Source organism: Amycolatopsis sp. NPDC101161, assembly GCF_044768185.1.
Classification (GTDB): Bacteria; Actinomycetota; Actinomycetes; order Mycobacteriales; family Pseudonocardiaceae; genus Amycolatopsis.
The window spans coordinates 620,034-645,685 of sequence record NZ_JBIWPI010000004.1 but is presented as its reverse complement, the minus strand read 5'-3'; the positions used below and the strand labels follow the sequence as shown (position 1 = coordinate 645,685).

Annotated in this window: 27 protein-coding genes; 11 read left to right on the top strand and 16 right to left on the bottom strand. The window is 69.7% G+C overall.

Annotation, left to right across the window (positions count from 1 at the left end):
- Positions 1-73: 73 nt before the first annotated feature.
- From ACIRSS_RS30675 to ACIRSS_RS30630, 10 genes are read right to left on the bottom strand one after another with little or no spacing between them, the layout of a single operon-like run.
- Positions 74-1,390, bottom strand: coding sequence for a glutamate-1-semialdehyde 2,1-aminomutase (locus tag ACIRSS_RS30675; RefSeq protein ID WP_400900864.1), 1,317 nt, complete (start codon positions 1,388-1,390; stop codon positions 74-76).
- A 5-nt stretch (positions 1,391-1,395) separates the two neighbouring features.
- Positions 1,396-1,944, bottom strand: coding sequence for a dTDP-4-dehydrorhamnose 3,5-epimerase family protein (locus ACIRSS_RS30670; protein WP_400900862.1), 549 nt, complete (start codon positions 1,942-1,944; stop codon positions 1,396-1,398).
- Positions 1,941-3,125: a polysaccharide pyruvyl transferase family protein gene (locus ACIRSS_RS30665; RefSeq protein WP_400900860.1), complete on the bottom strand. Its 1,185-nt coding sequence runs from the start codon at positions 3,123-3,125 to the stop codon at positions 1,941-1,943. The genes ACIRSS_RS30670 and ACIRSS_RS30665 overlap by 4 nt, the downstream gene beginning before the upstream one ends.
- A complete protein-coding gene (locus tag ACIRSS_RS30660) occupies positions 3,122-4,066 on the bottom strand; it encodes a glycosyltransferase family 2 protein (RefSeq protein ID WP_400900858.1) in 945 nt (314 codons plus the stop codon). Before ACIRSS_RS30660 ends, ACIRSS_RS30665 begins: the two co-directional genes overlap by 4 nt.
- A gap of 7 nt (positions 4,067-4,073) precedes the next feature.
- Positions 4,074-5,399, bottom strand: a complete 1,326-nt coding sequence (locus ACIRSS_RS30655; protein ID WP_400900856.1) for a hypothetical protein — start codon at positions 5,397-5,399, stop codon at positions 4,074-4,076.
- 5 nt (positions 5,400-5,404) lie between these two features.
- Positions 5,405-6,685 carry a DUF4910 domain-containing protein gene (locus tag ACIRSS_RS30650; protein ID WP_400900854.1) on the bottom strand — a complete coding sequence of 427 codons (1,281 nt, stop codon included), beginning with the start codon at positions 6,683-6,685 and terminating at the stop codon, positions 5,405-5,407.
- Positions 6,685-7,704, bottom strand: a complete 1,020-nt coding sequence (locus ACIRSS_RS30645; protein ID WP_400900852.1) for an NAD-dependent epimerase/dehydratase family protein — start codon at positions 7,702-7,704, stop codon at positions 6,685-6,687. Before ACIRSS_RS30645 ends, ACIRSS_RS30650 begins: the two co-directional genes overlap by 1 nt.
- Positions 7,705-7,709: 5 nt before the next feature.
- Positions 7,710-8,357 (bottom strand): PIG-L deacetylase family protein, encoded by a 648-nt coding sequence (locus tag ACIRSS_RS30640; protein ID WP_400900850.1) that lies wholly within the window; start codon positions 8,355-8,357, stop codon positions 7,710-7,712.
- Positions 8,354-9,145, bottom strand: coding sequence for a glucose-1-phosphate cytidylyltransferase (locus ACIRSS_RS30635; protein WP_400900848.1), 792 nt, complete (start codon positions 9,143-9,145; stop codon positions 8,354-8,356). Before ACIRSS_RS30635 ends, ACIRSS_RS30640 begins: the two co-directional genes overlap by 4 nt.
- A gap of 1 nt (position 9,146) precedes the next feature.
- A complete protein-coding gene (locus ACIRSS_RS30630; protein WP_400900846.1) occupies positions 9,147-10,379 on the bottom strand; it encodes a class I SAM-dependent methyltransferase in 1,233 nt (410 codons plus the stop codon).
- A 199-nt stretch (positions 10,380-10,578) separates the two neighbouring features.
- Between ACIRSS_RS30630 and ACIRSS_RS30625 the strand changes: the two genes are divergently transcribed.
- Positions 10,579-10,947: a YrdB family protein gene (locus ACIRSS_RS30625; protein ID WP_400900844.1), complete on the top strand. Its 369-nt coding sequence runs from the start codon at positions 10,579-10,581 to the stop codon at positions 10,945-10,947.
- A gap of 65 nt (positions 10,948-11,012) precedes the next feature.
- Here the strand turns inward: ACIRSS_RS30625 and ACIRSS_RS30620 are convergent, their stop codons facing one another.
- Together ACIRSS_RS30620 and ACIRSS_RS30615 are read right to left on the bottom strand one after the other, a co-directional pair.
- Positions 11,013-11,885 carry an LLM class F420-dependent oxidoreductase gene (locus tag ACIRSS_RS30620; RefSeq protein WP_400900842.1) on the bottom strand — a complete coding sequence of 291 codons (873 nt, stop codon included), beginning with the start codon at positions 11,883-11,885 and terminating at the stop codon, positions 11,013-11,015.
- Positions 11,886-11,925: 40 nt separating this feature from the next.
- Positions 11,926-12,894: a YncE family protein gene (locus tag ACIRSS_RS30615; RefSeq protein ID WP_400900840.1), complete on the bottom strand. Its 969-nt coding sequence runs from the start codon at positions 12,892-12,894 to the stop codon at positions 11,926-11,928.
- A 134-nt stretch (positions 12,895-13,028) separates the two neighbouring features.
- Between ACIRSS_RS30615 and htpX the strand changes: the two genes are divergently transcribed.
- From htpX to ACIRSS_RS30600, 3 genes are read left to right on the top strand one after another with little or no spacing between them, the layout of a single operon-like run.
- Positions 13,029-13,880 (top strand): zinc metalloprotease HtpX, encoded by an 852-nt coding sequence (htpX, locus tag ACIRSS_RS30610; protein WP_400900838.1) that lies wholly within the window; start codon positions 13,029-13,031, stop codon positions 13,878-13,880.
- Positions 13,881-13,933: 53 nt separating this feature from the next.
- Positions 13,934-15,028 (top strand): LLM class flavin-dependent oxidoreductase, encoded by a 1,095-nt coding sequence (locus tag ACIRSS_RS30605; RefSeq protein ID WP_400900836.1) that lies wholly within the window; start codon positions 13,934-13,936, stop codon positions 15,026-15,028.
- Between the two features lies 1 nt (position 15,029).
- Entirely contained in the window at positions 15,030-16,340 is a 1,311-nt protein-coding gene (locus ACIRSS_RS30600; protein WP_400900834.1) for an NtaA/DmoA family FMN-dependent monooxygenase, read from the top strand.
- On the opposite strand, the gene rfbA is transcribed toward ACIRSS_RS30600, so the two are convergent.
- Together rfbA and ACIRSS_RS30590 are read right to left on the bottom strand one after the other, a co-directional pair.
- Positions 16,337-17,218 carry a glucose-1-phosphate thymidylyltransferase RfbA gene (gene rfbA / locus ACIRSS_RS30595; RefSeq protein ID WP_400900832.1) on the bottom strand — a complete coding sequence of 294 codons (882 nt, stop codon included), beginning with the start codon at positions 17,216-17,218 and terminating at the stop codon, positions 16,337-16,339. The two genes, ACIRSS_RS30600 and rfbA, sit on opposite strands and share 4 nt — an antisense overlap.
- Positions 17,219-17,287: 69 nt before the next feature.
- Positions 17,288-18,424 (bottom strand): sialidase family protein, encoded by a 1,137-nt coding sequence (locus ACIRSS_RS30590; RefSeq protein ID WP_400900830.1) that lies wholly within the window; start codon positions 18,422-18,424, stop codon positions 17,288-17,290.
- Positions 18,425-18,571: 147 nt separating this feature from the next.
- Between ACIRSS_RS30590 and ACIRSS_RS30585 the strand changes: the two genes are divergently transcribed.
- Together ACIRSS_RS30585 and ACIRSS_RS30580 are read left to right on the top strand one after the other, a co-directional pair.
- Positions 18,572-19,225, top strand: a complete 654-nt coding sequence (locus ACIRSS_RS30585) for a hypothetical protein (RefSeq protein ID WP_400900828.1) — start codon at positions 18,572-18,574, stop codon at positions 19,223-19,225.
- 419 nt (positions 19,226-19,644) lie between these two features.
- The gene (locus ACIRSS_RS30580) at positions 19,645-20,325 is read left to right on the top strand and encodes a hypothetical protein (RefSeq protein ID WP_400900826.1); all 681 of its coding nucleotides are present in this window, start codon (positions 19,645-19,647) and stop codon (positions 20,323-20,325) included.
- A 424-nt stretch (positions 20,326-20,749) separates the two neighbouring features.
- Here ACIRSS_RS30580 and ACIRSS_RS30575 read toward each other — a convergent pair whose 3' ends face one another.
- Both ACIRSS_RS30575 and ACIRSS_RS30570 read right to left on the bottom strand, forming a co-directional pair.
- The gene (locus ACIRSS_RS30575; RefSeq protein ID WP_400900824.1) at positions 20,750-21,223 is read right to left on the bottom strand and encodes an HIT family protein; all 474 of its coding nucleotides are present in this window, start codon (positions 21,221-21,223) and stop codon (positions 20,750-20,752) included.
- The gene (locus ACIRSS_RS30570) at positions 21,220-21,987 is read right to left on the bottom strand and encodes a GntR family transcriptional regulator (protein WP_400900822.1); all 768 of its coding nucleotides are present in this window, start codon (positions 21,985-21,987) and stop codon (positions 21,220-21,222) included. Before ACIRSS_RS30570 ends, ACIRSS_RS30575 begins: the two co-directional genes overlap by 4 nt.
- Positions 21,988-22,134: 147 nt before the next feature.
- On the opposite strand from ACIRSS_RS30570, the gene ACIRSS_RS30565 reads away from it, so the two are divergent.
- Genes ACIRSS_RS30565 through ACIRSS_RS30545 form a run of 5 tightly spaced genes read left to right on the top strand, consistent with a single transcriptional unit; the run spans position 22,135 to position 25,645 of the window.
- On the top strand, positions 22,135-22,533 hold the full coding sequence (locus ACIRSS_RS30565; protein WP_400900820.1) for a hypothetical protein: 399 nt from the start codon (positions 22,135-22,137) through the stop codon (positions 22,531-22,533).
- 3 nt (positions 22,534-22,536) lie between these two features.
- Positions 22,537-23,049, top strand: a complete 513-nt coding sequence (locus ACIRSS_RS30560) for a hypothetical protein (protein ID WP_400900818.1) — start codon at positions 22,537-22,539, stop codon at positions 23,047-23,049.
- The gene (locus ACIRSS_RS30555) at positions 23,049-23,900 is read left to right on the top strand and encodes a replication initiator (protein ID WP_400900816.1); all 852 of its coding nucleotides are present in this window, start codon (positions 23,049-23,051) and stop codon (positions 23,898-23,900) included. The genes ACIRSS_RS30560 and ACIRSS_RS30555 overlap by 1 nt, the downstream gene beginning before the upstream one ends.
- The gene (locus tag ACIRSS_RS30550; protein WP_400900814.1) at positions 23,794-24,453 is read left to right on the top strand and encodes a replication initiator; all 660 of its coding nucleotides are present in this window, start codon (positions 23,794-23,796) and stop codon (positions 24,451-24,453) included. Before ACIRSS_RS30555 ends, ACIRSS_RS30550 begins: the two co-directional genes overlap by 107 nt.
- Complete coding sequence (locus ACIRSS_RS30545; RefSeq protein WP_400900812.1) at positions 24,443-25,645, top strand: tyrosine-type recombinase/integrase; 1,203 nt, start codon at positions 24,443-24,445, stop codon at positions 25,643-25,645. The genes ACIRSS_RS30550 and ACIRSS_RS30545 overlap by 11 nt, the downstream gene beginning before the upstream one ends.
- Positions 25,646-25,652: the final 7 nt, after the last annotated feature.

Below are 25,652 nucleotides of genomic sequence, written 5' to 3'. Positions count from 1 at the left end.
CAGGCGAGGGATGGCACCCGGTAGCGAACCGGTCGGCCGGCCGGGCTCCCGGCCGACCCTCGGCGATCCTCGGTCAAGCGAACTTGCGGAACACCGGCTGCACCGGCCGGCCGCCCATCCACGGCGCCGGGTCGCCGGCGTCCAGCGCCTTCCGGTACACCGTGCACGCCTGGGCGACCACGTCGATGGTCTTGTCGATGTCGGCTTCGGTGAGCGCCGCGCTGACCACGAACGACGGCCCGAGCACCCCGCCGCTGATCAGCTCGCGCAGGAACAGCGTCCGGTACGGCTGGGACGGCTTGCCCCGCTCGTCGAGCGTGCCGAAGACCAGGTTGCTCGCCCGGCCGCGGACGACCACGTGGTCCTCCACGCCGATCCCGGCCGCCACCTCGCGGACACCCGCCGCGAGCCGGTCGCCGAGGGCGTGCATGCGGCCGATCACGTCCTCCTCGCGGTAGACGTCCATCACCGCCATCGCGGCCGCCAGCGAGTGGGTCTCCGCGCCGTGCGTCGTCGAGAGCAGGAACACCCGCTCGCGGTCGGTGTGCAGGCCGCCGAGCTCCATCAGCTCGCGCTTGCCCGCGAGCGCGGACACCGCGAAGCCGTTGCCGAGGGCCTTGCCGAACGTCGAGAGGTCGGGCGTCACGCCGTACAGGCCCTGGGCGCCGTGGGCCGACCAGCGGAAGCCGGTGATCATCTCGTCGAAGACCAGCACGACGCCGTGGCGGGTCGCGAGCTCACGCAGGCCCTGCAGGTACCCCGGCGGGGGCTCCACCGCCGCCGCGGCCTCCAGGATCATGCACGCGATCTCGCCCTCGTGGCGCTGCAGCAGCTCCTCCGCGGCGCCCAGGTCGCCGTACGGGAAGGACACCACCGCTTCCGTCGTCTCGTCCGGGATGCCCGCGTTCATCGCCGTCGTGCCGATGAACCAGTCGTCGGTCGAGAAGAATGCGTGGTCGGCGCACTTGGCGACCAGTCGGCGGCCGGTGGCCGCGCGGGCGAGCCGGACCGCGGCCGTCGTCGCGTCCGAGCCGTTCTTGGTGAACTTCACCATGTCGGCCGTCGGCACGTTCTCCAGGAACCGCTCGGCGGCCTCGGCCTCGATGATCGACGGGCGGATGAAGTTGCTGCCCTTGCCGAGCTCGGTCCGGACCGCTTCGAGGACCCGCGGGTGGGCGTGGCCCAGGCTGACCGCTCTCAGGCCGGAGCCGTACTCGACGTACTCGTTGCCGTCGACGTCCCAGACGTGGCCGCCGAGGCCGTGGGAGATGACCGGAGCCATCTGTTCGGGATACTGGTCCGAGCCCTTGGCGTAAGTGTGCGCACCTCCCGGGACGACCCGGTGCAGCCGCTCGTTCGCCTCCGCGGAGCGGGGCAAGTTCGTTCCCATGGGGGTCACCTCGTTGGTTTCAACGCCTCTCCGAGAGACGGCGCACGTTCGTCTCGGTCACTGACCATTGTGACCGACAGTGGCCAGGAAATGTCCAATTCAGGGTCTTTGTACGAAATTGTGATGTCTTCGGACGGATCGTGCGCGCGATCGATACGGTACGCGACATCCGAGGGGTCCGTGAGTGACTGGAATCCGTGCGCGCACCCCGCGGGGATGTACACGGAAACCTGCGTCTCACCGGAAAGTTCGAAGGTTTTGATGTTCCGGAATGTCGGCGAATCCGGTCGGAGGTCCACGACGACGTCGAAGACGGCGCCGTGGGAACACCGCACCAGCTTCGCCTCGCCGGCGCCGCCGCGCAGGTGCATCCCGCGGACGACTCCCTTGCGGGAGCGGGAAAGGCTGTCCTGGACGAAGCCGTCCGGGTCGATCCCGACCGACGCGACGACGTCCCGGTCGAACGTCCGGCTGAAAAAGCCGCGCTGGTCACCGTGCGGGGTCGGTTCGAACAGGTACGCGCCCTCGATCTCGGGCACCGGAATGGCCTTCATCGCCCACCCCCGAAGAGGGCCGCCGAAAGGGCGGCGAACTGGTCCTTGAGCCGTTGCGCGTTCATCTCGTTCCGTTCCAGGAGCGTTTGACGCAGTTCCGCCGAGCGGTTCTCCAGTTCGGTGAACTGCGCGACGAGCTTGTCGAAGTCGACGTCCTTCGCCCGCTGGGTGAAACCGTCGAGGCCCAGTTCCGCCATCAGCACGTCGTTCTTCGGCGCGTACCCGATCGCGACGGTCGGTTTCGCGACCTTCAGGGCGCAGAGCACGTTGTGGTAGCGCGTGGCCACCACGCTGTCCACCGCCGCCATCTCGTGCATCAGCTCGTCCAGGGTCTCCGCCGTGGCCGCCGTCACCAGCGGGGAAGCGGTCTTCTCGATGATCTCGCCGACGACCTGCCGGTCGATCTGGTCGCCGATGAACAGCCGGACGGGTCTGCCCTGGTCAACGAGCCACGCGACGAAACGGTTCATCGTGTCGACGTAGTGGCGGTAGATGCGGTCGCCGTCGGCGCGGTCGTCGTTGCCGCCGTAGTAGGCCATCACGCCGACGCCGACGGTGCCCGGCCGGCCGCCGGCGTCCGGGGTGGGGAGGGAGAACGCGAGGTCGGGGTAGACCTCGTCGCGGCTGGTGTCGACGCCCATGGCGCGCATGGCGTCGCGGGAGATGTCGTCCCGGTAGGAGCGGTAGGCCGCGAGGCGGCCGGCCCAGCGGACGAGCGTCCGGGTCGCGCGCGCGCTGATGTGGTTCGCGCCGACGCACACGAGCGCCACCTTGGTGCCGAGAAGGCGCCCGGTGGCGGAAAGGAGGAAGAGCGAATACGGGAAACCCCACGGACGCAGCGGAAGCGTCGCTTCGAGGACACCCATGCCGGGCACGATGACGACGTCCTGCTTGCGGACCCAGGCGGCCGTGCGGCCGACGTCGACCAGCTTGCCGAGTCCCTTGAGGACGATCGAGCGCAGGCCGGACGCCGTCTCGTACTCGGCCTGGTTCCAGTGCAGGGGCGTGGTGTCGACGCCGTAGCGCTCGCGGACGATGTCCGGGCCGCCCACCAGGCCGGTCAGGACCGCGTCCGGGTACTCGGCGCGCAGGTAGCCGAGCACGGCTTCGAGGGAACCGTCGTTGCCGAGGTTCCCCGAGCCGAGGAGGCCGAAGACGCCGACGCGCGGGGCACGCTTCACGCGAGCCTGCCTTCGCGGCCGGCCACGATCGTGTTGACCGTGGCGACGTCGGAGGCGGTCGGCGCGCGGTCCTCGACGCGCTCGCCGTGGCCGGAGCGCGCCCGGTTCGTCAGCCAGGCGCCGAGGTGCCCGAAGCACTCGCGCTTGTCGGCGGCCGAGATCGGCGCGCGGCGGATCAGGTCCGCGAACCCGAAGACGTACTCGCCGAGCAGGCGGACGGTGGGATTCCGGAGCCGGTTCGCGCGCCGCGGGTCCAGATTCGCGCACCGGCTCCGGATGGTCGGGTTGGCCCGTTCCGCGCGGCCCGGGTGGTCGCGGCGGAAGTAGAGCAGCTCGGGCACCTGGTGGAACGGACCGTGCAGGGCCATCTCCGCGGAGTAGGTCCGGTCGGCGTGGTGGTAGCTGTCGAGCGGCTTGACGCGGCGGAGGACGTCGGCGCGGATGACGCCGTAGAAGTCGTCGCCGCCCGGCTCGAACAGGACGCTGCGGAAGCGGTCCGGCGCGTGCGGGGACGCCGTGTTCAGCGTGTACTCGAGCGGCTGGACGATGCGGCCGTCGCCGTCGATGATCGCCTGGTCGCAGTGGGCCAGGATGATGTCGGGGCGCTCGTCGAGGGCTTCGACGCACCGCTTGAGCAGGTCGCGGGCGTAGAGGTCGTCGTGGGAGACCCACTTGAAGAGCTCGGTGCGGGAGACGTCGAACACGAAGTTGTGGTTCGGCGTCGCGCCGATGTTCTTCGGCTGCCGGACGTAGCGGATCCGGGAGTCCTTCTCGGCGTAGCGGCGGCAGATCTCGTCGGTGCCGTCGGTGGAGGCGTTGTCCGAGATGATCAGCTCGAAGTCTTCGTAGGTCTGGCCGAGCAGGGCGTCCAGCGACTCGGCGAGGTACTCCTCGCCGTTGTACACCGGGAGGCCGAGGCTCAGCCGCGGGACGGTGGTCATGGAGTCCTCATTCCTTGATCGGCTCTTTGATCGGCTCGAACACCACGGTGGGCTCGTCGGCCCCCGGCGGCACGTAGTCGCGCAGCCCGATCCGCAGTTGCAGCCACCAGACGACGGACCCGCTGAGCGTCGCGGTCGCGACGCCCCACGCGGACCCGGCCGCACCACCGAGGAAGGCGCCGGTGATGCCGAACGTGACGTAGAACAGGGAGGCGATCAGCTGCGACCGCAGGCTCCGCTTGGCGGCGCCCAAAGCCCGGAGCCCGGCCGCCGCGCCGGTGGCGAAGCTCGCGCCGACCACGGCGAGGGTGACCGGGAGGATCAGCGGGGACGACGAGTCCCACACCGAGCCCATGACCCAGCGGCCGGCGTCGTCGGGCAGCAGGAGCAGCAGGCCGAGGCCCCAGCACAGCGCGGCGGCGGCCTGGCCGCCGCCGAGGATCACGCAGAAGTGCTTCAGCCGGTGCGGCGCCCGCTGGAGCACCCGCGCGCCCTCGGCGACGGTGACCAGGGACAGCCCCATGAGCAGGGCCAGGAACGGGCCGAGCAGCTGCTCGGCACCGCGGACCGCGCCGACGGCGGTGATGCCGGCGATGGCGCCGAGACCGTACGCGCGCAGCTGGGACGCGCCGCTGTTGCTGACGTTCTCGACCAGGTAGCGGACGCTCAGGTCCCGTTGCCGCCGGAACCAGCCCAGCGCTTCGCGGGGGTGGGGCAGGATCCCGGTCTGGAACCAGCCGTAGGCGGCCGCGACCGCGCCTGAGAGGCCCCAGGCGAGCACGAACGCGACCACCGTGTGGACGTGAGCGGCGGCGTACAGCGCCGGGAGGAGCGCCACGCCCCACACGCAGTCGTTGATGAAGGCTTTCTTGCCCGCGCCGCGGGCGAAGAACGCGAACCGCCAGGCGTCCTGCAGCAGCAGGCCCGGCAGGACGACGGCGAGCGCGACGAACGCGTTGCCGAGCGGGCCGCCCGCGGCCAGCCCGGCGACCAGGCTGATCAGCCCGGTCGCGCAGCCGACGCCGATGGCGGTGCCGGACGCGCTGGCGACCCCCAGGCGCCAGCGGTCCTCCGGCACCGCGCTGAACCGCACCATCAGCGGGTCGGTCGCCAGGCCGCGCGACACGTTCAGCACCACGCCGTAGGTGACCCAGACGAGGCTGAAGATGCCGAACGCGAACGTGCCGAGCGAGCGGGCCACGTACAGGCCGACCGCGAAGTTGGTCAGGCTGGACACCGCCTGGTCGCCGAGGCCCCAGCTGAGCCGTCCGGCCATCGCGCGCACCGCACCCGACCGGAGGATCGAGCGCGGCGCACGGCGGTGGTTGGCCACGTCGCTCACTCCTTGACCAGGCCGGCGTCGTGCAGGGCACGCGCCGCGACGTCGACGATGCCGAACGGCAGCCCGGCCCGTTCGGCGATGTCCAGGAGGCTGTGCTCGCCGTCGGAGAGGTTGAGCACCCACAGCATCGCCATCTGGGCCTGCTTGGCGTCGCTGCGGCCGCCGAGCGAGTCGTACAGGCCGCGCTTGCCGAGCTGCGGCTCGCCGTACGGGCTGAGGTTGACGTACCGGCGGTTGCGGTCCAGGACACCGAAGGCGTCCTTCAAAACACCGAGCGTGTCCTCCATGGCCGCGGGCGACACGAAACCCGGGTTGTCGGCGGAGGTGTGGTACTCGGGGTAGCCCGCGTACGGCGTCCGGGTCAGCGAGCCGACGCCGAGGTTGAAGCCCGGCGAGCAGAACTGGCGCTCGTCGTAGCCATACGGCGAGAAGTCGACAACTCGATGTTCGCGCGACTTCAGGACGTGCTGCACCACGCGGTCGATCTCGGCGTCGCCGCGGCGGGACTTCTTGTACGTCAACGAGCCCGGGTCACCCGCGCAGGCGAGCACGAGTCCATGCCGGACCTTCTCGATCCGGGAAGCGTTCTGCGCCAGCCAGGTGATCGAGCCGATCGTGCCCGGCATGAACAGGAACCGGTACGTGTAGTGCGGCTGGGTGACCGCCAGCTGCTGGGCCAGTGAGATCGCCACCGCGATGCCGGCGAGGTTGTCGTTGGCCAGCGACGGGTGGCAGACGTGGCACGACACGATGACCTCGTCGGTGACGCGCCCCGGGACGACGTGCTCGCCGTAGGTCAGCGAGCCGTCGGCCAGGGTCGAGTCGATGACGACGTCGTACTCGCCGTCGGGCAGCGCGTCGAGCTTCTCCTGCGCCAGGCAGAACCCCCAGGCCGGGGCGTAGTAGCTGGTCCGGTACGGCACCCACGACGGCTGGTCCGGCAGCGTGTGCAGGTGCTCCCGCAGCTCGCTCAGCGGCATCCGCTGCCGCACGGGAACGCTGTACCCGACGACGTGCAGGTTCGACTCCTGGAAGTCGATCACGCGCTCACCCGACGGCGCGGCGACGTACGCGTCCCGGATGTTCCACTCCTGCGGGATCGTCCAGTCCAGCACGGCCGTGCCGGTCGGGACCTCGTGCCGCTCCAGCGCGATGTGCTCGCCGATGATGTCCAGGGTCTGCCGCACGCCGTCGCCGGTGATGCTGCGGCAGATCGGGTAAAGCCGTTCGACCAGGGCGTGCAGCTCCGCCCCCGTCCGCAGCTGCGTGCCCGCCACTACCGCCGCCGCATGGTGTCGTCGACGCGGCCCGCTTCGCCCTCGCTCTTCAGCCACGCGAGCCGGGTGAACAGCTGCTGGAACGACTCCCGCGTGAGCCCGAACTTGCGGTAGGCCTCGATGAGCTCGACGGCGCCGTCCTTGACCGACCACTCGCACGCGAAGCCGGGGATGGCCGCGCGGAAGCGCGAGAAGTCGACGCGGTAGGAGCGCGGGTCGGCGCCGGCCTCGCCGGTGATGTTCAGCGTCGAGCCCGGGACGGCCTCGACGACCTCCTGGGCGATCTCGGCGACGGTGACGTTGTTGTCCTCGGTGCCGATGTTGAAGGCCTTGTTGTGCACGGCCTCCTTGGGCGCGGTCAGGGCCGCGGTGAACGCGCGCGCGATGTCCTGGGCGTGCACCAGCGGCCGCCACGGCGTGCCGTCCGACAGCACCAGGACCTCGCCGGACAGGTGCGCGTGCGCGGTCAGGTTGTTCAGCACGATGTCGCCGCGCAGGCGGGGCGAGTAGCCGAACGCGGTCGCGTTGCGCATGTAGACCGGGGTGAAGTCGTCGTCGGCGAGCTCGTGAACGTCGGCCTCGACGCGCACCTTCGACTCCGCGTACGGCGTCACCGGCCGCAGCGGGGCGTCCTCGTCGACGAGGTTGTCGCCGCCGGCGCCGTACACCGAGCAGGTCGATGCGTAGAGGTACCGCTGCACGCCGGCTTCCTTCGCCAGCTTCGCGAGCTTCACCGACGCGTGGTGGTTGATGTCGTAGGTCAGCTCCGGCGCGAGCGAGCCGAGCGGGTCGTTCGACAGCGCGGCCAGGTGGATGACCGCGTCGAACCCGGTGACGTGCTCGAGGGTGACGTCCCGCAGATCGACGACGTGCCCGGCCGGGTCGGCCGGGGCGGGGCCGAGCAGGCAGTCCTCGAACAGCCCGGAGTCGAGGCCGAAGACCTCGTGGCCGGCGGCGGCGAGCACCGGGGCCATCACCGTCCCCAGGTAGCCCTTGTGCCCCGTCAGCAACACCCGCATCGGATTCAGCCCTTCAGGTCGAGAGTGAGTTTCTTGACGAAAAACGCTTCGGCGTACTTCGCGGCGGCTTCGATGCCGCGGATCCGGGCCAGCCCGAGGAACGCCTCGCGGTCGTACCAGCCGCGGTGCCGCTGCGACGCGTAGTGCTCCTGGAGCAGCCGGACCTTCGACTCGGCGACGTCGTCGTCGAGCGGCTGGTACACCGACGGGGCGCCGAGGTCGCCGTCCCACTTGACGATCTCGTAGCCCAGCGCCAGGTGGTCGCGGAACGCCGTCGGGACGAGCTTGGCCAGCCCCCGGTGATCCTGGTGGGCGTCGTCGGTCCGGGGCGCCAGGATGACGTCCGGGTCGGTCCGCCGCCGCAGCTCCTCCAGCGCGTTCTTGGCCTCTTCCCAGTGCGCCGGGAACCGCCCGTCCGGCAGCTTCAGCACCGTGACGTCGAGCTCGGCGCCCGGGCAGAACGCCGCGAGCGCCGCCCGCTCCTCGTCCTCGCGGGGCGTGCCGCCGCCGGAGAGGACCAGCGCGTCGACCTTCAGGCCCGGCCGCGACGCGCACAGCGTCAGCAGCGTTCCGCCGGCACCGATCGCGATGTCGTCGCAGTGCGCGCCGAGGGCGACGACGCCGCCGAGCCGTCCCGGCCGCAGCCCGATCACGCGGTGCTCGCGACGGGCCGCTCCCAGAGCGCCCAGGGCTTCTCGCCGTGCGTGTACGCGTTGTCGAGCGCCGCCCGCTCCTTGACCGTGTCGGTCGGCTTCCAGAACCCGCGGTACGGGTAGGCCAGGAGACGCCCGCGCTTGGCCAGCTCACCGCAGCCGTCGGCGACCAGGTCGCCGTTCTCCGGGATGTGGTCGAACACTTCCTGGCGGAGCACGAAGTACCCGCCGTTCTCCCACAGCGGCATTTCGCTGACCGCGGTGATCGAGCCGACCATGCCGCCCTCGTCCATCTCCACGCAGTGGAACGACGACTGCGGCGGGACGACCATCATCGACGCGCCCGCGTCGGTGTTGGAGAACCGCTCGATCATGTCGGGCAGCGGGACGTCGGACAGGACGTCGGCGTAGTTCGCGAGGAACATTTCGTCGCCGTCGAGGTAGTCGCGCACGCGGCGCAGGCGCTCGCCGATCGGCGACTCGATGCCGGTCTGCACGAAGGTGATCGTCCAGTCGGCGATGTCGGTCGAGAGCAGCTCCGCCTGGCCGTTGCGCAGGATGAAGTCGTTGGAAATGGTTTCCTGGTAGTTCAGGAAGAAGTTCTTGATGTGCGCCGCGCCGTAGCCGAGGCACAGGATGAATTCGGTGTGGCCGAAGTGCGCGTAGTAGCGCATCACGTGCCAGATGAGCGGTCTCGGACCGACCATCGCCATCGGCTTCGGGACGTCGTCGGCCGCGCCGTTGCGCATCCGCATCCCGTAGCCACCGCAGAAGAGAACGACCTTCACGTCACTGCACCTCGACGATTTCCAAGTGGGGGATCGGGAACACGAGCTTTCCGCCCCACGCCCCGATGTAGGAGAGCTGTTCGGTCAGTTCCTCCCGGAGGTTCCACGGGAGGACGAGCACGTAGTCGGGCCGGTCGGCTTCGATCCGCTCCGGGGGCAGCACGGGAATGCGCGTGCCCGGGGTGAACCGGCCGTGCTTGTACGGGTTGCGATCGACCGTGTACTGCAGCAGGTCCGTCCGGATGCCGCAGTGGTTGAGCAGGGTGTTGCCCTTGCCCGGGGCGCCGTAGCCGACGACGGTCTTCCCGTCGTTGCGCGCCTCGATGAGGAACTTCAGCAGGTCCAGCCGCACGCGGGTGACGCGCTCGGCGAACTCGGTGTACCCGGACAGCTCGTGCAGCCCGGCGGCCTTTTCGCGCTCCAGGACGTCGGTCATCCGCTCGCTGGGCTCGCCGGCGACCGCCTCGGGCCGCGCCCACAGCCGGATGGACCCGCCGTGCGTCGGCACCAGTTCGACGTCGACGACGGTCAGGCCGCCGGTCGCGAGGGCCCGGCGCGCGGATTCGACCGTGTAGTACTGGAAGTGCTCGTGGTAGATCGTGTCGTACTGGTTCTTCTCGATCAGCGTGAGCAGGTGCTGGACCTCGATGGAGACCCAGCCGTCGTCCGCGACCAGGGCGCGCAGGCCCTTGGTGAAGCCGAGGACGTCGGGGATGTGCGCGTAGACGTTGTTCGCGGCGACGAGATCGGCGGGGCCGTGCTCTTCGCGCACCTGGAGGCCGGTTTCCTCGGAGAGGAAGGCCGTCAGGGTGGGCACGCCGGCGTCGCGCGCCGCCTGCCCGACGTTCACCGAAGGTTCGACGCCCAGACACCGGATGCCGTGGCCGACGACGTGCTTGAGCAGGTAGCCGTCGTTGCTGGCGACCTCGACGACGAACGACTTCTCCCCGAGCCCCAGCCGCTCGACGGCGCCGTCGACGTACCGCTTCGCGTGCTCGACCCACGACGTCGAGAACGACGAGAAGTAGGCGTACTCGGTGAACGTGTCGTCGGGGTCGATCAGCGGGGGGATCTGGGCGAGCCAGCAGTCGGTGCACACCTTGAGGTGGAGCGGGAAGGTGGCCTCCGGCTCGTCGAGCTGTTCGGCGGTCAAGAATCGCTCACACGGGGGAGTGGCCCCGAGGTCCACCACGCTGGCCGTGTTTGTCGAACCGCAGAGTCGACATGTGGTCATCTACCAGGCTCCTTGGCTCGCGGTCGCGATGTGCGCTTAACACGTCGAGCAGGGGCGGACCGTCGTTACAGCGACGCGTGAGCGGCTGGTGGACCGATTCGGAACCGCAACCTGGATTCAAGGAATGTGGCAGGGATCACGCACGGTACCCGTCCGGACCCGTAACGTCCACAGTGGACGTGGGCCCTAGGCTGGCCCGATGACTTCGGAAACGGGTCCCCGCCTGAGCGGGGTCGCGGGCGTGGTGCTGACGGTCCGGTTCCTCACCGAGCTGGCCCTGCTGGGCGGTCTGGCGCTGGCCGGCACGCAGCTCGGCAGCGGCGTGGCGCTGGCGATCGTCGACGCGGTCCTGCTGCCGCTGGTCGCGGCCGCTATCTGGGGTTTGTTCATCGCCCCGCGGGCCCGCCGCCGGCTGCCGGAACCGGCCCGGTTCCTGGTGGAGTTCGTCCTGTTCGCGGCCACCGGGGTGGTGCTCGTGCTGGTCGGCTGGGTGGTGTGGGGCATCGTGCTGGCCGTGGTCGGCATCGGCGTCGCGGCGCTGACCCGGGTCGTCGCGAAGGACGGCTGAACGCACCGAGCCCTCCGCGCCGGAATGGCGCAGAGGGCTCGGGCAAATTGCCGATCGGGAATTGCTCAGATCTTTTCGGCGGCCGGGATGATCTCGGTGCCGAACTTTTCCAGCACGGCCGGGTTGTGGACGTGCGGGACCACGCCGAGCGCGACGTCGATGCCGAGCCCGTGCAGCCGCTCCAGCTCCTTCAGGAGCTCGCCGGACTTCGAGCCGTCCTCGCCGATGTCCAGGATGTGGTAGACGGTCTTGGTGATCGAGCCGTAGTCGCGGCCCTCGTTCTCGCAGTGCTGCTTGAGGACGTCGAGCTTGTGCTCCAGCTCCGGGCCGTTGAACAGGTTGCACTGGTCGGCGTACTTGGCGACCAGCCGCAGCGTCTTCTTCTCGCCCCCGCCGCCGATCATGATCGGCGGGCGCGGGTCCGACAGCGCCTGCGGCACGTTCAGCAGCCGGGTCGCGTCGAAGTGCTTGCTCTTGAACGGCTCGTCGCCGTCGGCCCACATCTGCAGCACGTACTGGAGGTTCTCCTCCAGCAGCTCGAAGCGCTCGGCGACCGGCGGGAACGGGAAGCCGAGGCCGCGGGACTCCTCCTCGTTCCAGCCCGCGCCGATGCCGAGGATCGCGCGGCCGCCGGACAGCACGTCCAGCGTCGTGATCGCCTTGGCCAGCAGGCCCGGGTGCCGGTAGAGGACGCCGGTGACGACCGTGAGCAGCTTGGCGCGCTCGGTGTGCGCGGCGATGAAGCCGAGGGTCGTGTACGCCTCGAGCATGTCGTTTTCGACGGGGCCGACCCCGCCGATCTGGAAGAAGTGGTCCATCACGGCGATGGAGTCGAAGCCCGCCTGATCGGCGGTGCGGACGACGGCGGCCAGGTCGGCGCCCAGCGCGGACGCCCCGTTCGGCCAGGTGAAGTCGGGGATCTGCAGTCCGAGTTTCATAGCTTCCGACGGTATACCTGGAGTTACCCCAGCCGCGTGCTCAAAAATCGCGGACGAGGGAAACCCTGCCGTGCAAGGGATCCGTGACGAACACCGTGCGCGTGCGCTGGTCGACGGCGACGTCGCCGGGGTTGACGCCCAGCGACAGCTCGCCGGTGAGCGTCCCGCTCCCGCCGTCGACCCGGCTCAGCCCGTTCTGGCCGCCGTTGGTGTAGACGGTGTTCGTGCCCTGGTGCACGGCGAGCGACGACGATTCGCTGCGCAGCAGAACGGTCTTGCGCTCGGTGCGCGTCGCTGCGTCCACAATGGACATGTGGTGGATGCCGGAGTTGGCCACGTACACCGAACCGCTCTCCGCGTGCACGGCGACCGCGGTCGGCCGCGCGCCCACCTTGACGCTGGCGACGAACCTCCCGCTGTCGATCGAGAACACCTCGATCGAGTCCGTGCCGGTGCTCGCGCAGTAGGCGAGCTTGCGGCCGGTGTCGACGGCGATCCCGGCGAGGCTCGGCTTCGGGCCCGGCACGAGCGCGGAAAGGGTGCAGCTGACGCCGTCGAGCACGGCGAGCGTGCCGGTGGCGCCGCTCGCCGCGTAGACGCGGTCGGCCTGCTCGTCCACGGCCAGCGCGGACGCGCCGGCGCCCGCGCCGATCACGCTGACCAGGTCGTGGGTGCGGCCGTCCAGCACCACGACGGTGCCGGCCGGCGGGTTCGCGACGTAGATCCGGTTGGCCTTCGGGTCGACCGCGACGTCGCCGGGAGCGCCGCCGACGGTGATGACCGCGCCGACCGAGGCCGCGCGCGGGTCGATGACCGAGACCGTCCCGGCCTCGGGATCCGTGACGTACGCCAGCCCGGTGACGGGATTCACCGCGACCGCGGTCGGGGACCCGCCGAGGTCGATCGACCGGACGTCCTCCGCCCGCGCCACCCCGGGCAGGACCACGGCCCCGGCACCCGCCGTGACCAGGGCGAACAGGGTCCTCCGGCCTATCGGGCGACCTCGCATCGGCGCCTCCGCTCGTGATCAACTCGCCCTCGGAGCCTAACCCGCGCGATCATCACGTGAAGGAACTTCGCGTCCCCCGATCGCGTTGTTTCCACTGGGTAACCCACTTCCAGAGCGGACGGAGGCGAGCGCGCGTGCACGGGCACCAGAACGGGTTGAAGACGGCGATGCTGCTCGGCCTGATGTCGGCGATCATCATCGCGATCAGCGGCCTGTTCGGCCGCGGTGCGCTGGTCATCGGCCTGGTCATCGCCCTGGGGATGAACGCGTACGCCTACTTCAACTCCGACCGGCTGGCCCTGCGCGCGATGCGGGCGCGGCCGGTGTCCGAGGTCGAGCAGCCCGCGATGTACCGGATCGTGCGCGAGCTCGCGCAGGTCGCCCGCCAGCCGATGCCGCAGCTCTACCTGAGCCCGACCGTCGCGCCGAACGCGTTCGCGACCGGCCGCAACCCGCGGCACGCGGCCGTCTGCTGCACCACCGGCATCCTCGACCTGCTCGACGAGCGCGAGCTGCGGGCCGTGCTCGGCCACGAGCTGTCCCACGTCTACAACCGCGACATCCTCATCTCGTGCGTCGCCGGCGCGCTGGCCAGTGTGATCAGCGTGCTCGCGAACATCGCGCTGTTCTTCGGCGGCAACAACCGCGACGGCAGCCCGCTGGTCAGCCTGATGCTGGTCTTCGTCGGCCCGATCGCGGCCGCCGTCATCCGGATGGGGGTCAGCCGGTCGCGGGAATACCAGGCCGACGCGTCCGGCGCCGAGCTGACCGGCGACCCGCTGGGCCTGGCCTCGGCGCTGCGGAAGCTGGAGGCCGGGACGCGGGCGCGTCCCCTGGTCGCCGAGCCGCAGCTGGTGTCTCAGTCGCACCTGATGATCGCCAACCCGTTCCGCCCCGGCGAGGGCCTGAGCAAGCTGTTCTCGACGCACCCGCCGATCGCCGACCGCATCGCGCGGCTGGAGGAAATGGCCCGCCGCCAGTTCTGATCCCAGCTGGTGGGAGCGGGAATCCCGATCTGACCAGCGGAGTTGGCGTAGGCATGGTTTCCGCACAGCTGCACCTGGGCGTCGCCATCGACGGGGCCGGGTACCACCCGGCCGCGTGGCGTGTCTCCGCGGTCGAGCCCGCCGCGCTGTTCACCTCCGGTCACTACCTCAAGTACGCGAAGCTCGCCGAAGCCGCTTCGCTCGACTTCGTGACCCTCGACGACTCCCTGGCCCTGCAGCCCGGCGGCGAGGAGGTCGTGCGCGGGCGTCTCGACGCGCTGCTCACGCTGTCCGCCCTCGCGCCGGCGACCAGCCGGATCGGCCTGGTCCCGACGGTCACCACCACCCACACCGAGCCGTTCCACGTCTCGACGTCGGTCGCGACCCTCGACTACGCGAGCCGAGGCCGCGCGGGCGTCCTCGCGGTGCCGTCGCTGACCGACGCGGAGGCCGCGCACTTCGGCCGCCGCCCGGCCCCGTCGCCGGCGGACGCCGAGGCCGAGACCGCCGAGGTCCTCGACGTCAGCGCCCGGCTCTGGGACAGCTGGGAGGACGACGCGATCATCCGTGACGCCGCGACCGGCCGCTTCATCGATCGGGAGAAGCTGCACTACGTCGACTTCGAGGGGCGCTTCTTCAGCGTGAAGGGCCCGTCGATCACGCCGCGGCCGCCGCAGGGCCACCCGGTGACCGCGGTCTACGGCGATTCGCCGCACGCCGTCGGCGCCGACGTGGTGATCACCCGCGCGGACCACCTCGAAGCCGTGCGCGCCGCGGCCGCCCGGTTCCCCGGCGCGAAGGTCCTCGCCACGGTGTCGATCGTGCTCGCCGAGACCGAGCAGGGCGCCCGCGACCGGCAGCACGAGCTGGACGCGCTGACGCCGTTCGAGCCCGCGGGCCTCTCGTTCGTCGGCACGCCCGCGCAGCTGGCCGCCGAGCTGCCCCGGTGGGCCGCCGAGACCGGCGTCGCCGGCTTCCACCTGCGGCCCGCCGTCCTGCCCGACGACCTCGACCTGCTCGCCGGCGAGGTCGTCCCGGCGCTGCGCGCGGCCGGCGCGTTCCGGGACGGCTACCGCGGCGAGACCCTGCGCGACCACCTCGGCCTCGGCCGGGCCGTCAACGCCTACGCCGTCACCCCGGGAGCCTGAGATGACCAAGCAGATCAAGCTCGCCGCGCACTTCCCCGGCGTCAACAACACCACGGTGTGGAGCGACCCGGCGTCGGGCAGCCAGATCGACTTCGCGTCCTTCGAGCACCTCGCCCGCACCGCCGAGCGCGGCAAGTTCGACTTCCTCTTCCTCGCCGAGGGCCTGCGGCTGCGTGAGCACGCCGGCAAGATCCTCGACTCCGACGTCGTCGGCCGGCCCAACACGACCACCGTGCTGGCCGCGCTCTCCGCCGTCACGACGCACCTCGGGCTGGCCGGGACGCTGTCCTCGACGTTCAACGAGCCCTACGAGGTCGCCCGCCAGGTCGCGAGCATCGACCACCTCTCCGGCGGCCGCGCGGCGTGGAACGTCGTGACGTCGCCGGACGCCTTCACCGGGCAGAACTTCCGCCGCGGCGGCTTCCTCAAGCGCGAGGACCGCTACGCGCGCGCCGAGGAGTTCCTGACCACCGTGCGCGAGCTGTGGGACAGCTGGCAGCCCGGAACCCTGGTGGGGGACAAGGAGAACGGCGTCTTCGCCCGCGACCGCGGCAAGTTCGTCCACAGTGGACCGCAGTTCGACATCCACGGGCAGTTCACGCTGCCGCGGACCCCGCAGGGCCAGCCGATCGTCATCCAGGCCGGCGACTCCGACGAAGGCCGCGAGTTCGCCGCGAAGGCCGCCGACGTCATCTTCAGCCGCCACGGCAGCCTCGAAGACGGCCAGGCGTTCTTCCACGACGTCAAGCGGCGCCTGGCCGCGTACGGCCGCGAGTACGGCGAGCTGCTGATCATGCCGGCGGCGACGTTCGTCCTCGGCGACACCGACGCCGAAGCCGAGGAGCACGCGCGCGAGATCCGGCTCCAGCAGGTCCGCCCCGCCACCGCGATCCAGTTCCTCGAGCAGGTGTGGAGCCGCGACCTGTCGGACTACGACGTCGACGGCCCGCTGCCGGAGATCGACCCGGACCCGGACGCCGAGCCGCTGACCTGGGGCCGCGTGCGCCACGAGAAGGACCAGATCGCGCTCGCGCGCAAGTGGCGGGCGATCGCGGAGGAGAAGAAGCTCTCGATCCGCGAGCTGGTGATCGAGGCCACGGCGCGCCAGCAGTTCGTCGGCACGCCGTCGACCGTCGCTTCGACGATCAACGAGTACGTGCAGTCCGACGCCGCCGACGGGTTCGTCCTGGTGCCGCACCTGACGCCGACCGGGCTCGACGAGTTCGTCGAAAAGGTCGTGCCGCTCCTGCAGGAACGCGGGGTGTTCCGGACCGAGTACGCCGGGACGACCCTGCGCGAGCAGCTCTTCTAGGCCGAGGCTCCCGCAGCTACGGCGACTGCCTTGACGTAGTCGCCGTAGCCGGACTTCGCCAGCTTCTCGCCCAGCGCGTAGCACTCGTCTGCGTCGATGAAGCCCATCCGCAGCGCGATCTCCTCGAGGCACGCGATGCGCACGCCGGTGCGGTGCTCCAGTACTTGGACGAACTGGCCCGCTTCGAGCAGCGAGTCGTGCGTGCCGGTGTCGAGCCAGGCGAAGCCGCGGCCGAGGTCGACCAGCGACGCCCGGTCCTGGCGCACGTACGTCAGGTTGACGTCGGTGATCTCGAGCTCGCCGCGCGGTGATGGCTTGAGCGCGCGCGAGATCTCGACGACCTGGTTGTCGTAGAAGTACAGGCCGGTGATCGCCTTGTTCGAGCGCGGCTTCGCGGGCTTCTCCTCGATGGTCAGCAGCTTGCCCGCCGCGTCGACCTCGCCGACGCCGTAGCGCTCGGGGTCCTTCACCGGGTAGCCGAACAGGACGCAGCCGTCGAGCTCGCGCACGGCCGTCTGCAGCCGGCCGGAGAAGCCCTGGCCGTAGAAGATGTTGTCGCCGAGCACGAGCGCCACGTCGTCGTCGCCGATGAAGTCCGCGCCGATCACGAAGGCCTCCGCGAGGCCGTTCGGGCTGGGCTGCTCGGCGTAGGAGAACGAGACGCCGAACTGGTCGCCGTTGCCGAGCAGCTTGCGGAACATCGGCAGGTCGGCGGGGGTGGAGATGACGAGGATCTCGCGGATCCCGGCCAGCATCAGCACCGAGATCGGGTAGTAGACCATCGGTTTGTCGTAGACCGGCAGCAGCTGCTTCGACACCGCCTGGGTGATCGGGTGCAGGCGCGTCCCGCTGCCTCCGGCCAGCACGATGCCCTTCATGAACTGCCTCCTCGGATCCGGCGTCGGCCCCACCCTACGGGCTGGCTCAAGCCGCTCACTCGGGAAGCGCTAGAAGGCCGGTCCCTTGCCGAAGTAGGCCTTGCAGCCGGAGCTGTACTCGGTGGCGATCTCGAGCACGTTCTGCCCGTCGTCGACCGGCAGGAGCGTCGAGGAGTAGTTGGGGCAGAAGTTGTTGTAGATGCCGGTGATGTGCACGGGCGCGGGCAGCTCGTACCAGTTGCCGCTGCCGAAGTCGTCGTTCGCCAGCAGGACCTGGCCGTTCCCGGGCTGCGGCTGGCCCTTCGCGTTGGTGTAGATCTGCCCGACCATGACGATCCGCACGCCGTTCGGGCCGCCGGGGAAGAGCGCGATCGTCTGCGCGTGCTGGAAGTAGTTGCCGTTCGCGGTGTTCACGCGGGTGCCGGGGTCGGCCGGGCTGCCCCAGTTGGCGCCGTCGGGGGAGATCTTGAAGTACGGGTCGCAGTAGCGGTCGCGGAAGTTGCAGATCTCGTAGGCGAAGTAGAAGCGACCGTCGGGCAGCCGGCGGATGATCGGCATGCCGGGCCGGACCCGGTCCGGCGGGATGGCCAGGGTGAGCTGCTTGGTGCCCCACGTCACGCCGTCGGTCGAGGCGACGCGGTTGAGGACCTGCGCGTACTTCGGGGCCTGCGTCTCGTCGGCGAAGTGGAGCCAGAGCGTGCCGCCGGCGTCGACGGTGAACTCGGGCTCCCAGATGCCGTCGATGTTGTGCGACCGCGCGGCCTCGGACAGGAACCGCCACGAGCGGCCGCCGTCCGGGCTGGCCCAGACCTTGATGCCGACGCGGCGCTGGGCCCCGGCGTCCTGCCGGTAGGAGGCGGCCCAGAGCAGGGTGCCCGCGCGGAGCCGGCCGACCCGCTGCGGCAGTTCGTAGAGGGTGCCGCAGCACATGCCGTACCGGCCGTCGGGGTCGTGGATGGCGCCGATCTGGTGGAACGTGTCGCCCTCGTCGGTGCTCTCCAGCACCGGCGTGTACTTGCCGCCGGCGTCTTCGCTGGTCAGCGCGGCGACGATGTGCCCGCGGCCGAAGATCGAGTAGTCGAGCCGGACGAGCCGCGCGTAGGAGCCGAGGCCGGGCAGGAGCAGCTTGCGCTCGGCGGCGCTCGCGGGCGTCAGTGTCGCGCCGATCACGGTGAGTGACAGCACGAAGGCGAGCAAGCGGCGCATCCTGACCCTCTCCACGCGGTGACGGCGCGATTAGAGCACGGGGATCGGGTCCTTCGTGGACAGTCACACGGCCCATTCGCGCGTTCGAGGGGTTTGCTGTGCGCTTTCGGGTGACCGGTAACGTGGAGTGGCTGCGAGGGGGAAAAGATGAAACTGCGGTGGTCCGGTCTTCTGGTTCTGGTCCTGCTGGCCGGGTGCGCCCCGGCGACGGGGTTCGGCACGATCGTGACTTCTTCGGCTGTGGCGCCTCCCACCACATCGGCGGCGCCGGTGCTGAAGGACGTGCCGACGGAGACGCACACGGGCAAGGGCGACGGCGAGTTCGCGACGACGTGGCCGGCGGACCAGCTGGGCTTCTTCACGTTCGACTGCCCGAAGTGCTCGTCGAACGTGATGGTGGACACCGACGGCGGCGAGTACGGCCTGGTCAACGCGATCGGCAAGTACAAGGGGACGACGTGGCTGAACACGGAGCCGGACCGCCCGACAACGAAGGTGACGGTCCACGCGAACGCGGCTTGGACGGCGACGATCGCGGACTACCGCAGCTTGCCGGTGGCGGGTCCGGGAGCGACGGCGTCGGGCAAGGGTGACGCGGTGTTCCGGGTGCCAGAAGGGGTTCGGACGGTGGCTTTCACGGCCAAGACGCGGGGGAACGTGGCCGTTTGGGTGCACTCGGAGAAGGTCCGCGATCTGTTGGTGAACGAGATCGGGGATCTGTCGAAGACTGTGGAGGTCGTTGGGCCGGCTTATCTGCTGGTCGAGGGGTATGAGGCCAGCTGGACGATCACCCCGTCCTGAGCCGGTGACGCTTCGGACCTGCTGGGACACGCCGGTCGAGTGGGCCCATGTGCTGCCGGTGTCCCGTGAGGGACTCGCACTCATTCTGGCTTTGGGGCGACCGGAAGTTGTCGACGGATGGGCCGTTCAGGGCGGGCAGAAGGGCATCGGACTCGGAATCTCCGCGTCGGCGAGTGATCGACTCACACCGTCCTGAGCGGGCACCCGGGGTGACCGGGTGCCCGCGGCGGCGTCACCGGTAGTTGGTGAACTGCGTCCGGCCTGGGGTGATGCCGGAGAGTGGGGCTCTGAGCTGCGGCTTTGTGCCCGTTGGTGGTGGTCGTTGGTCGTCGCTGGTTGGTGCCATCTGTACCGAATTTGTGCCCGGCGTTGCCGTGTCGAGTCATGGATGCCTCATGCGTACGACCTAGGCTTTCCCTATGTCCATCGCTCTCGGAACGCTGCCCGACTGGTTCTCGGGAGTAGGCGCAGTTGGCGCGCTCGTTGCGGCAAGCTTGGCGGCCAAGGCGGCGTTCGGGCAGGTAGAGCACATGCGTAACCAGATTGATCACGCGAAAGAGCTTGAGCAAGAAGCTGTCCGGCGCGAGAGGCGAAGTGCTGCATCGCAAGTTGCGATCTGGATTGAGTCGGTTGACCGCGAACTATGTGTCTACTACACGAACCGTAGCGGGTTGCCGATCTACTCGGCGACAATTGTCAGTCGAATAACTTGGCTAAATAAAATTATCAGTACTAACTACGCCACTCTGGGGCCCACTGAGGAGCCGCGCAGGCTGAAGCGTGTGGAACTTGACCTGCGGAAAGTTGTGAAAGAGGAGGTTGGTTTCTTTAGGGTGGCCCAGCCCAAAGGGCAGCCGGCGCAGGGGCGATTCAAGATCAAAAGTGATGGCGCACTCGCAGCCACCGGGTACGAATGGTGGTCCGATCTAGCTGCCGACCAGGTTCGAGTCGGATTGGCCTTCATGGACGCGGCGGAAATTCCGTGGGTTCGGCATCCTCATGGCGAATTGACTGAACATGGAATGAGGGGTGCGGCGGTAGCTTTCTTGGAAGGTGAATGGGAGCGCTTTGAGTTTCCCGTTGTCGAAGAGGTTGAATAGCCTGCTAATTCAAGTGGGTGGCCTCTCGGTATCTCGTCGACCTGGCGCAGCCCGATCACGCCGCGTCAAGGGGGCACCTCCTCGCCTCGGTGACTGAGCTCCGAAACCGGCCCCCTTGACGCGGCGTGATAGCCCTCCGGGAGGTCGACGAGATGCCGTCTGGCCAACCACGGACGCAACGTGCGAGCCCTGCCGGCCATCTCGGAGACCTGCCCGTCCGGCGAGGACACCTCTTCTCGGATCCGCGGCTTACCCCAACCTTCGGCCGACTCGCCCCGGCCGACTCGCGGGGGACCGGCCGCCAGGCCGCATGCCCCCGCGAGGGCTTGGCCGGGGCAAAGAGCTGGGGCCGAGCGGCCCCGGAGGGGCCGCCTTGATCCTGTAGAGAAAGTTCTCACCAAGCCTCCACCTCACGGGCAGTGGCTCAACCGAGGAGAGCCCGAAGCGCTGCGGCATCGCTGGCGAGTTGCGAAGGGTCGATCTGGGATTCGTCGCCACTCTGCGGCAGCAGCGGGAACGGCCTCCCCGGAGCAGGGTCCTCGACGAAACGCGGCACTAGGTGCGTGTGGAGATGCGGGACGGTGTTCCCCAGCGTCTCGTAGTTCATCTTCAGCGGCCGGTAGAACGTGGCTAGCGCCTTCGCCACCGTCAACGTCGCCTTCCAGTACCCCTGCGCCTCCGACTCGCTCAGCTCGAACGGCTCGACGACGTGACGCCCCCGCCAGATCACGAGCGTGTACCCGCGCTGGATGTCGGCTCGCTGGAGCACGGCGTCCACATCGGCCGTCTCGAAGATCCGGATGCCGTAGGCGTCCTCGTCCAAGCGCTTCGACTGGCACATCTCGCACGTTTGGCCGCTGATTCGATCAGCCCAGTCGGCCGGCCACTCGCTCGTCATGGCTGAATGTCGCCTTCGTTCCACTCGTAGATGAACTCGTGCTTGTCGCCCGCGTAGACGTCGTGAGCGGCCTGCAGCGGCCTGCCGTCCTTGTCGTAGTCGACGTCCCACATGTGCATCACCGGCACCCCTGCGTGGAGGTTGAGCAACTCCGTCTCCTCCGGGGTCGGCATGAGGGCGCTGAACACCTCGATCCCTCGGAAGAATGTGTGCCCGAGCGACTCGATCAGCTCGTCGGGCCCCTCCGGCAGCGCGTCCGGAGATTCGAGGCGGGTGTCCGCCGCGAGCCATAGCGGGTAGTAGCTCGCGGAGACCACGACCGGCTCGTCGTCGAGGAACTGCAAGCGACGGCGTACGACTGCCTCGTCGCCGGGTGAGGCGCGTAGCCAATGAGCTGCGTTCGCGGGCAGGGGAGCACGCCCGACGAAGAGGATCCGGCGCGAAGGCACCCGGCCCTGCTCGATGGCTCCGACGTCGAAGACGGGCTTCCCGGTGTCTCGGTGGGCTGCGTGGCGTCGTGCTGCCGAGACGCGACGAAGGGGCGGGCGCCGCCGGACGAAGGTGCCGCGCCCGAACTCGGTCGTCACCAGGCCCTCGGAGACCAGGAAGGCAATCGCCTTGCCGGCCGTCGCCTTGGTCGTGCCGTACTGGGCGATGAGCTGCCGTTCGGACGGGAGGACGGCGCCCGGCGCGAGTTCGCCCTGCATGATCGCCGCGCGCAGGTCGGCCGCGATCCGTCTGCTGAGCGGTAGCCGTTCCGACACGGGGTCTCCTTCGCTGCGTCAGCGTCCAGCGTACGGCCTCCCTAGTGAGACCTCCACACCTTGCTTGACAACCTCCCTAGGGAGGTGCAATCTGAGAATACCTCCCTAGGGAGGTTGACCGGGTTTGGCGCGACGACGGAGGCGAACATGGGCGCTCTTGCACTGCTGGATGACGAGCGGTACGTGACGGTGATCCCGGAGCGGTTCCGGTTCTCCGACGAGAACCCGCTGACGCTGGAGCCGTACGGCCGCAACAAGTTCGGTGACCTGCCGCCGTACATCGAGGACGTGATCACGGACGTCGTCGGGCTGACCGAAGCGAAGTGGGAAGCGCTCGTGGACGCGGGGGAGACCTACACCGTCGTCGGGCCGTTCCAGTACTACTCCCTAGCCCCGCTGTTCCGCACGTTCCCCGACCGCGTGCACCGCGCTGGCCCCGCTGGCTGGTGCCCGGACTGCTGGGGCACCCTCGCGGCCTGCGACACCGACGGCTCGGTGACCGGCACTGTCGGCGCGGCGTTCCTCTGCGACTGCGCGGGGGTCTGAGCCATGACCACCATGCAGCTCGGTGACGTCCTCACCTTCGACTGCTCACGCTGCGGGCAGCCGCACATCCAGGCTCCCGTGATCGCGTGGACGCCGTGCTGGTCGTGCTCAGGCATGGGCACGCTCACGCCCGGCTCCGGCATCGCCTGCCGCACCTGCCGGGGCGAGGGCCAGTTCGGCTCCTACTCCGACATGGTCGTCGCACGGCAGGAACGCCACTGCGCCCAGGTCCGCCGCCTGCCGGGCGAGCGCTTCCGGCTGTCCGACGTGGACTCGGAGACAGGTCGCCGGTTCTGCGATCTGCGGTTCGTCGACCTCCCCGAGCTGGTCCAGGACCTGGTCCTGAACATGGGCGTGTCGCCGGAGCGCTGGAACGCCCTCGTGGAGCACGGGGATGTCCTCGAAGTGCCCTGCCTGGACGGCGTGCACTCGGTGTCCCGTCCCGTTGTGTGGGGTGACCGCCGCTCGACCCGGACCGGTTGGCCCGGGGCCGCTCGGGCGGGGGTGGCTGCCTGATGGTGGCTGCTCCGGCTGGCTTCAGCGAGATGGTGGCCGCGTTCTCGAAGTCCGGCACGCTGGACCCGGCCCTGGCGCATGTGCTCGCCCGCGCGAACTTCGACACCTGGGCTGGGAAGGTCAAGGCCGCTCGGGGCTGCGTGAAGCCGGTTCGGATGGCCGGGTCGTCCACTGTGGTCGACTCCTCCGGCAAGGTCGTCTCCGAGCTGTCCGGCTCGGTGTTCGTCCCGTGCAAGAACCGCCGTGCTGCCGTGTGCGAGTCCTGCTCCGCCCACTACGCGCACGACACGTTCCACCTCATCCGCGCGGGCATGGCCGGGGGTAAGGGCGTCCCCGAGACCGTCACCGGCCACCTGCGCGTACTGGCGACCCTGACCGCGCCGTCGTTCGGGAAAGTCCACTCGCGACCGTTCCGCAATGGACACGTGCGCCGCTGCTCCTGCGGTGAGCTGCACTCCCAGTACGACGACGTCCTCGGCACGCCCCTGGACCCGGAGACCTACGACTACGTCGGGTCGGTGCTGTGGCAGGCCCATGCGGGGGAGCTGTGGCGCCGCTTCACCATCGCCGTGGGCCGCAAGCTCGCCCGCGTCCTCGGGCTGCGTCCGGCTGAGCTGCGCGAGGTCATGCGCCTGTCCTACGCCAAGGTGGCGGAGTACCAGCGGCGCGGCCTTATTCACTTCCACGCCGTCGTGCGAGTCGACGGCCCCGAGGGGACCGGACGGACCACCCCCGCCGGCCGAAGTGACCGACGACCTCCTGACCGCCGTCATCGAGGACGCGGCGGCCTCCGTCGTCGTGCGCACGCCCGAGTCTTCGGCGGTCGGCGTGGTCGAGCTGACGTGGGGTGATCAGGTTGACGTGGAGCCCATCGCGGCGTCGGAAGGCACCTCAGAGGGCTCGGACGGCGGCTGGCACGACCGGCGCGTCGCGGGCTACGTCGCCAAGTACGCCACCAAAGGCACCCGCCTGACGGAGGGCTCCGACTACCGCATCCGGTCGGCGGAGCACATCGAGCAGCTTCCGATCACCGAGCACCACAAGCAGCTCATGCGCACGGCGTGGCGGCTCGGCGGCCTGCCCGAGTACCGGGAGCTGAACCTCCGGAAGTGGGCGCACATGCTCGGGTTCCGGGGTCACTTCCTGACCAAGTCCCGCCGCTACTCCACGACGTTCGGGCAGATCCGCCGGACGCGGGCGGAGTACCGCCTCGATGAGCAGCGCGAGGCCCTGGGCATCGCCGACACCGAGGTCCTGACCGTCGTCAACGACTGGGCCATGACCGGCATCGGCTACCACAACGACGCCGAACGACGGCTGGCCGCCGTGTTCGCCGAACTACACCTCGCCCGGCGCAAGCTCGACGGCCAGGACGACGACGGCGGGGGACCACATGGCCGTTGACGACCTTTGGTACCTGCGCAAACGCGACTCAGAGACCGGCGAAAGGCTGCGCTCGAAGCGCCACGGACGCGGTAAGCGCTGGCGTGTCCGCTGGGTCGACCCTGACACCGGCCAGGACCGAACCGAGCTGTTCGAGCGCCGCGCCGACGCCGACCGGCACGACGCGAACATGCACGCCGACATCTCGCGCGGGCAGTACGTCGATCCTCGAGCCGGTCGGCTGACGTTCCGGGAGTACGCGGACCAGTGGCGGCAGACGCTGCTCCACCGTCCGAGCACGGCCGAACGCACGGAGCGCGTCATCCGCCGGCACCTCGTGCCCGTGCTCGGTGAGCTGCCCATCGCGCAGATCCGAAGCTCGCACATTCGGGGCTGGGTAAAGGATCGAGCCGCGAAGCTCGCTCCGAGCACGCTCACGGTCGTCTACTTTGGAACGCTCGTCCCACTGTTCAACGCGGCCGTCGCGGACAAGCGCATCGGAACGTCCCCGTGCGTCGGCATCCGCCTGCCGGAGATCGAGGACGCCCAGTACTACATCGCGCGGCCCGAAGAGGTCCACGCGCTCCACGACGCACTTCCGGAGCGCTACCGGCCGATCGTCTACCTGGCGGCTGGCTGCGGCTGGCGTGGCGGCGAGATCTTCGGCCTGGAGCGGGACGCGATCGACTTCGACGCGATGGAGGTCGAGGTCCGGCACCAGCTCACCGTCGTGTCCGGCCGGACTCCCTACCTCGCGCCGCCGAAGACCAAGACCAGCCGCCGGGCCAACGAGCTGCCGACGCTGGTCGCGAACTCGCTGCGCGGCCACCTGGAGACCTTCCGGACGCTTCCGGAGGAGATCGACGACGAGACCGACCCCCGCCGGCCGATCCGGCGGCCCGTCAACCTCGTGTTCACGCGGGGCGACGGCCGCCCGATCCACCGGGCCGACTGGTCGTACATCTGGCGTCCGGCCGTAAAGGCCGCTGGCCTGCCGGAAGGCTTCGGTCTGCGTGACCTGCGGCACTACTTCGCCACGGTGCTGATCTTCGGCGGAGCGAACGTCAAGACCGTTCAGCTCGCCATGGGCCACACCACGCCCACGGTGACGCTCAACACCTACGTCGGCTACTGGCCGGACGCGGTGGACCAGACGCGGACGCTAGTGGATTCCGCGCTCGGTTGTACCGACGTTGTACCCACGGGCACCTGAAACCAGA

Excerpts from the sequence above, each read along its gene's own strand:
- ACIRSS_RS30545 (WP_400900812.1), top strand. The coding sequence starts at position 24,443 with ATGGCCGTTGACGACCTTTGGTACCTGCGCAAACGCGACTCAGAGACC.
- ACIRSS_RS30600 (WP_400900834.1), top strand. The coding sequence starts at position 15,030 with ATGACCAAGCAGATCAAGCTCGCCGCGCACTTCCCCGGCGTCAACAAC.
- ACIRSS_RS30585 (WP_400900828.1), top strand. The coding sequence starts at position 18,572 with ATGAAACTGCGGTGGTCCGGTCTTCTGGTTCTGGTCCTGCTGGCCGGG.
- rfbA (WP_400900832.1), bottom strand. The coding sequence starts at position 17,218 with ATGAAGGGCATCGTGCTGGCCGGAGGCAGCGGGACGCGCCTGCACCCG.
- ACIRSS_RS30630 (WP_400900846.1), bottom strand. The coding sequence starts at position 10,379 with ATGACCACATGTCGACTCTGCGGTTCGACAAACACGGCCAGCGTGGTG.
- ACIRSS_RS30615 (WP_400900840.1), bottom strand. The coding sequence starts at position 12,894 with ATGCGAGGTCGCCCGATAGGCCGGAGGACCCTGTTCGCCCTGGTCACG.
- ACIRSS_RS30660 (WP_400900858.1), bottom strand. The coding sequence starts at position 4,066 with ATGACCACCGTCCCGCGGCTGAGCCTCGGCCTCCCGGTGTACAACGGC.
- ACIRSS_RS30555 (WP_400900816.1), top strand. The coding sequence starts at position 23,049 with ATGGTGGCTGCTCCGGCTGGCTTCAGCGAGATGGTGGCCGCGTTCTCG.
- ACIRSS_RS30620 (WP_400900842.1), bottom strand. The coding sequence starts at position 11,885 with ATGAAACTCGGACTGCAGATCCCCGACTTCACCTGGCCGAACGGGGCG.
- ACIRSS_RS30645 (WP_400900852.1), bottom strand. The coding sequence starts at position 7,704 with ATGCGGGTGTTGCTGACGGGGCACAAGGGCTACCTGGGGACGGTGATG.
- ACIRSS_RS30625 (WP_400900844.1), top strand. The coding sequence starts at position 10,579 with ATGACTTCGGAAACGGGTCCCCGCCTGAGCGGGGTCGCGGGCGTGGTG.
- ACIRSS_RS30670 (WP_400900862.1), bottom strand. The coding sequence starts at position 1,944 with ATGAAGGCCATTCCGGTGCCCGAGATCGAGGGCGCGTACCTGTTCGAA.
- ACIRSS_RS30580 (WP_400900826.1), top strand. The coding sequence starts at position 19,645 with ATGTCCATCGCTCTCGGAACGCTGCCCGACTGGTTCTCGGGAGTAGGC.
- ACIRSS_RS30560 (WP_400900818.1), top strand. The coding sequence starts at position 22,537 with ATGACCACCATGCAGCTCGGTGACGTCCTCACCTTCGACTGCTCACGC.
- ACIRSS_RS30575 (WP_400900824.1), bottom strand. The coding sequence starts at position 21,223 with ATGACGAGCGAGTGGCCGGCCGACTGGGCTGATCGAATCAGCGGCCAA.
- ACIRSS_RS30675 (WP_400900864.1), bottom strand. The coding sequence starts at position 1,390 with ATGGGAACGAACTTGCCCCGCTCCGCGGAGGCGAACGAGCGGCTGCAC.
- ACIRSS_RS30565 (WP_400900820.1), top strand. The coding sequence starts at position 22,135 with ATGGGCGCTCTTGCACTGCTGGATGACGAGCGGTACGTGACGGTGATC.
- ACIRSS_RS30605 (WP_400900836.1), top strand. The coding sequence starts at position 13,934 with ATGGTTTCCGCACAGCTGCACCTGGGCGTCGCCATCGACGGGGCCGGG.
- ACIRSS_RS30590 (WP_400900830.1), bottom strand. The coding sequence starts at position 18,424 with ATGCGCCGCTTGCTCGCCTTCGTGCTGTCACTCACCGTGATCGGCGCG.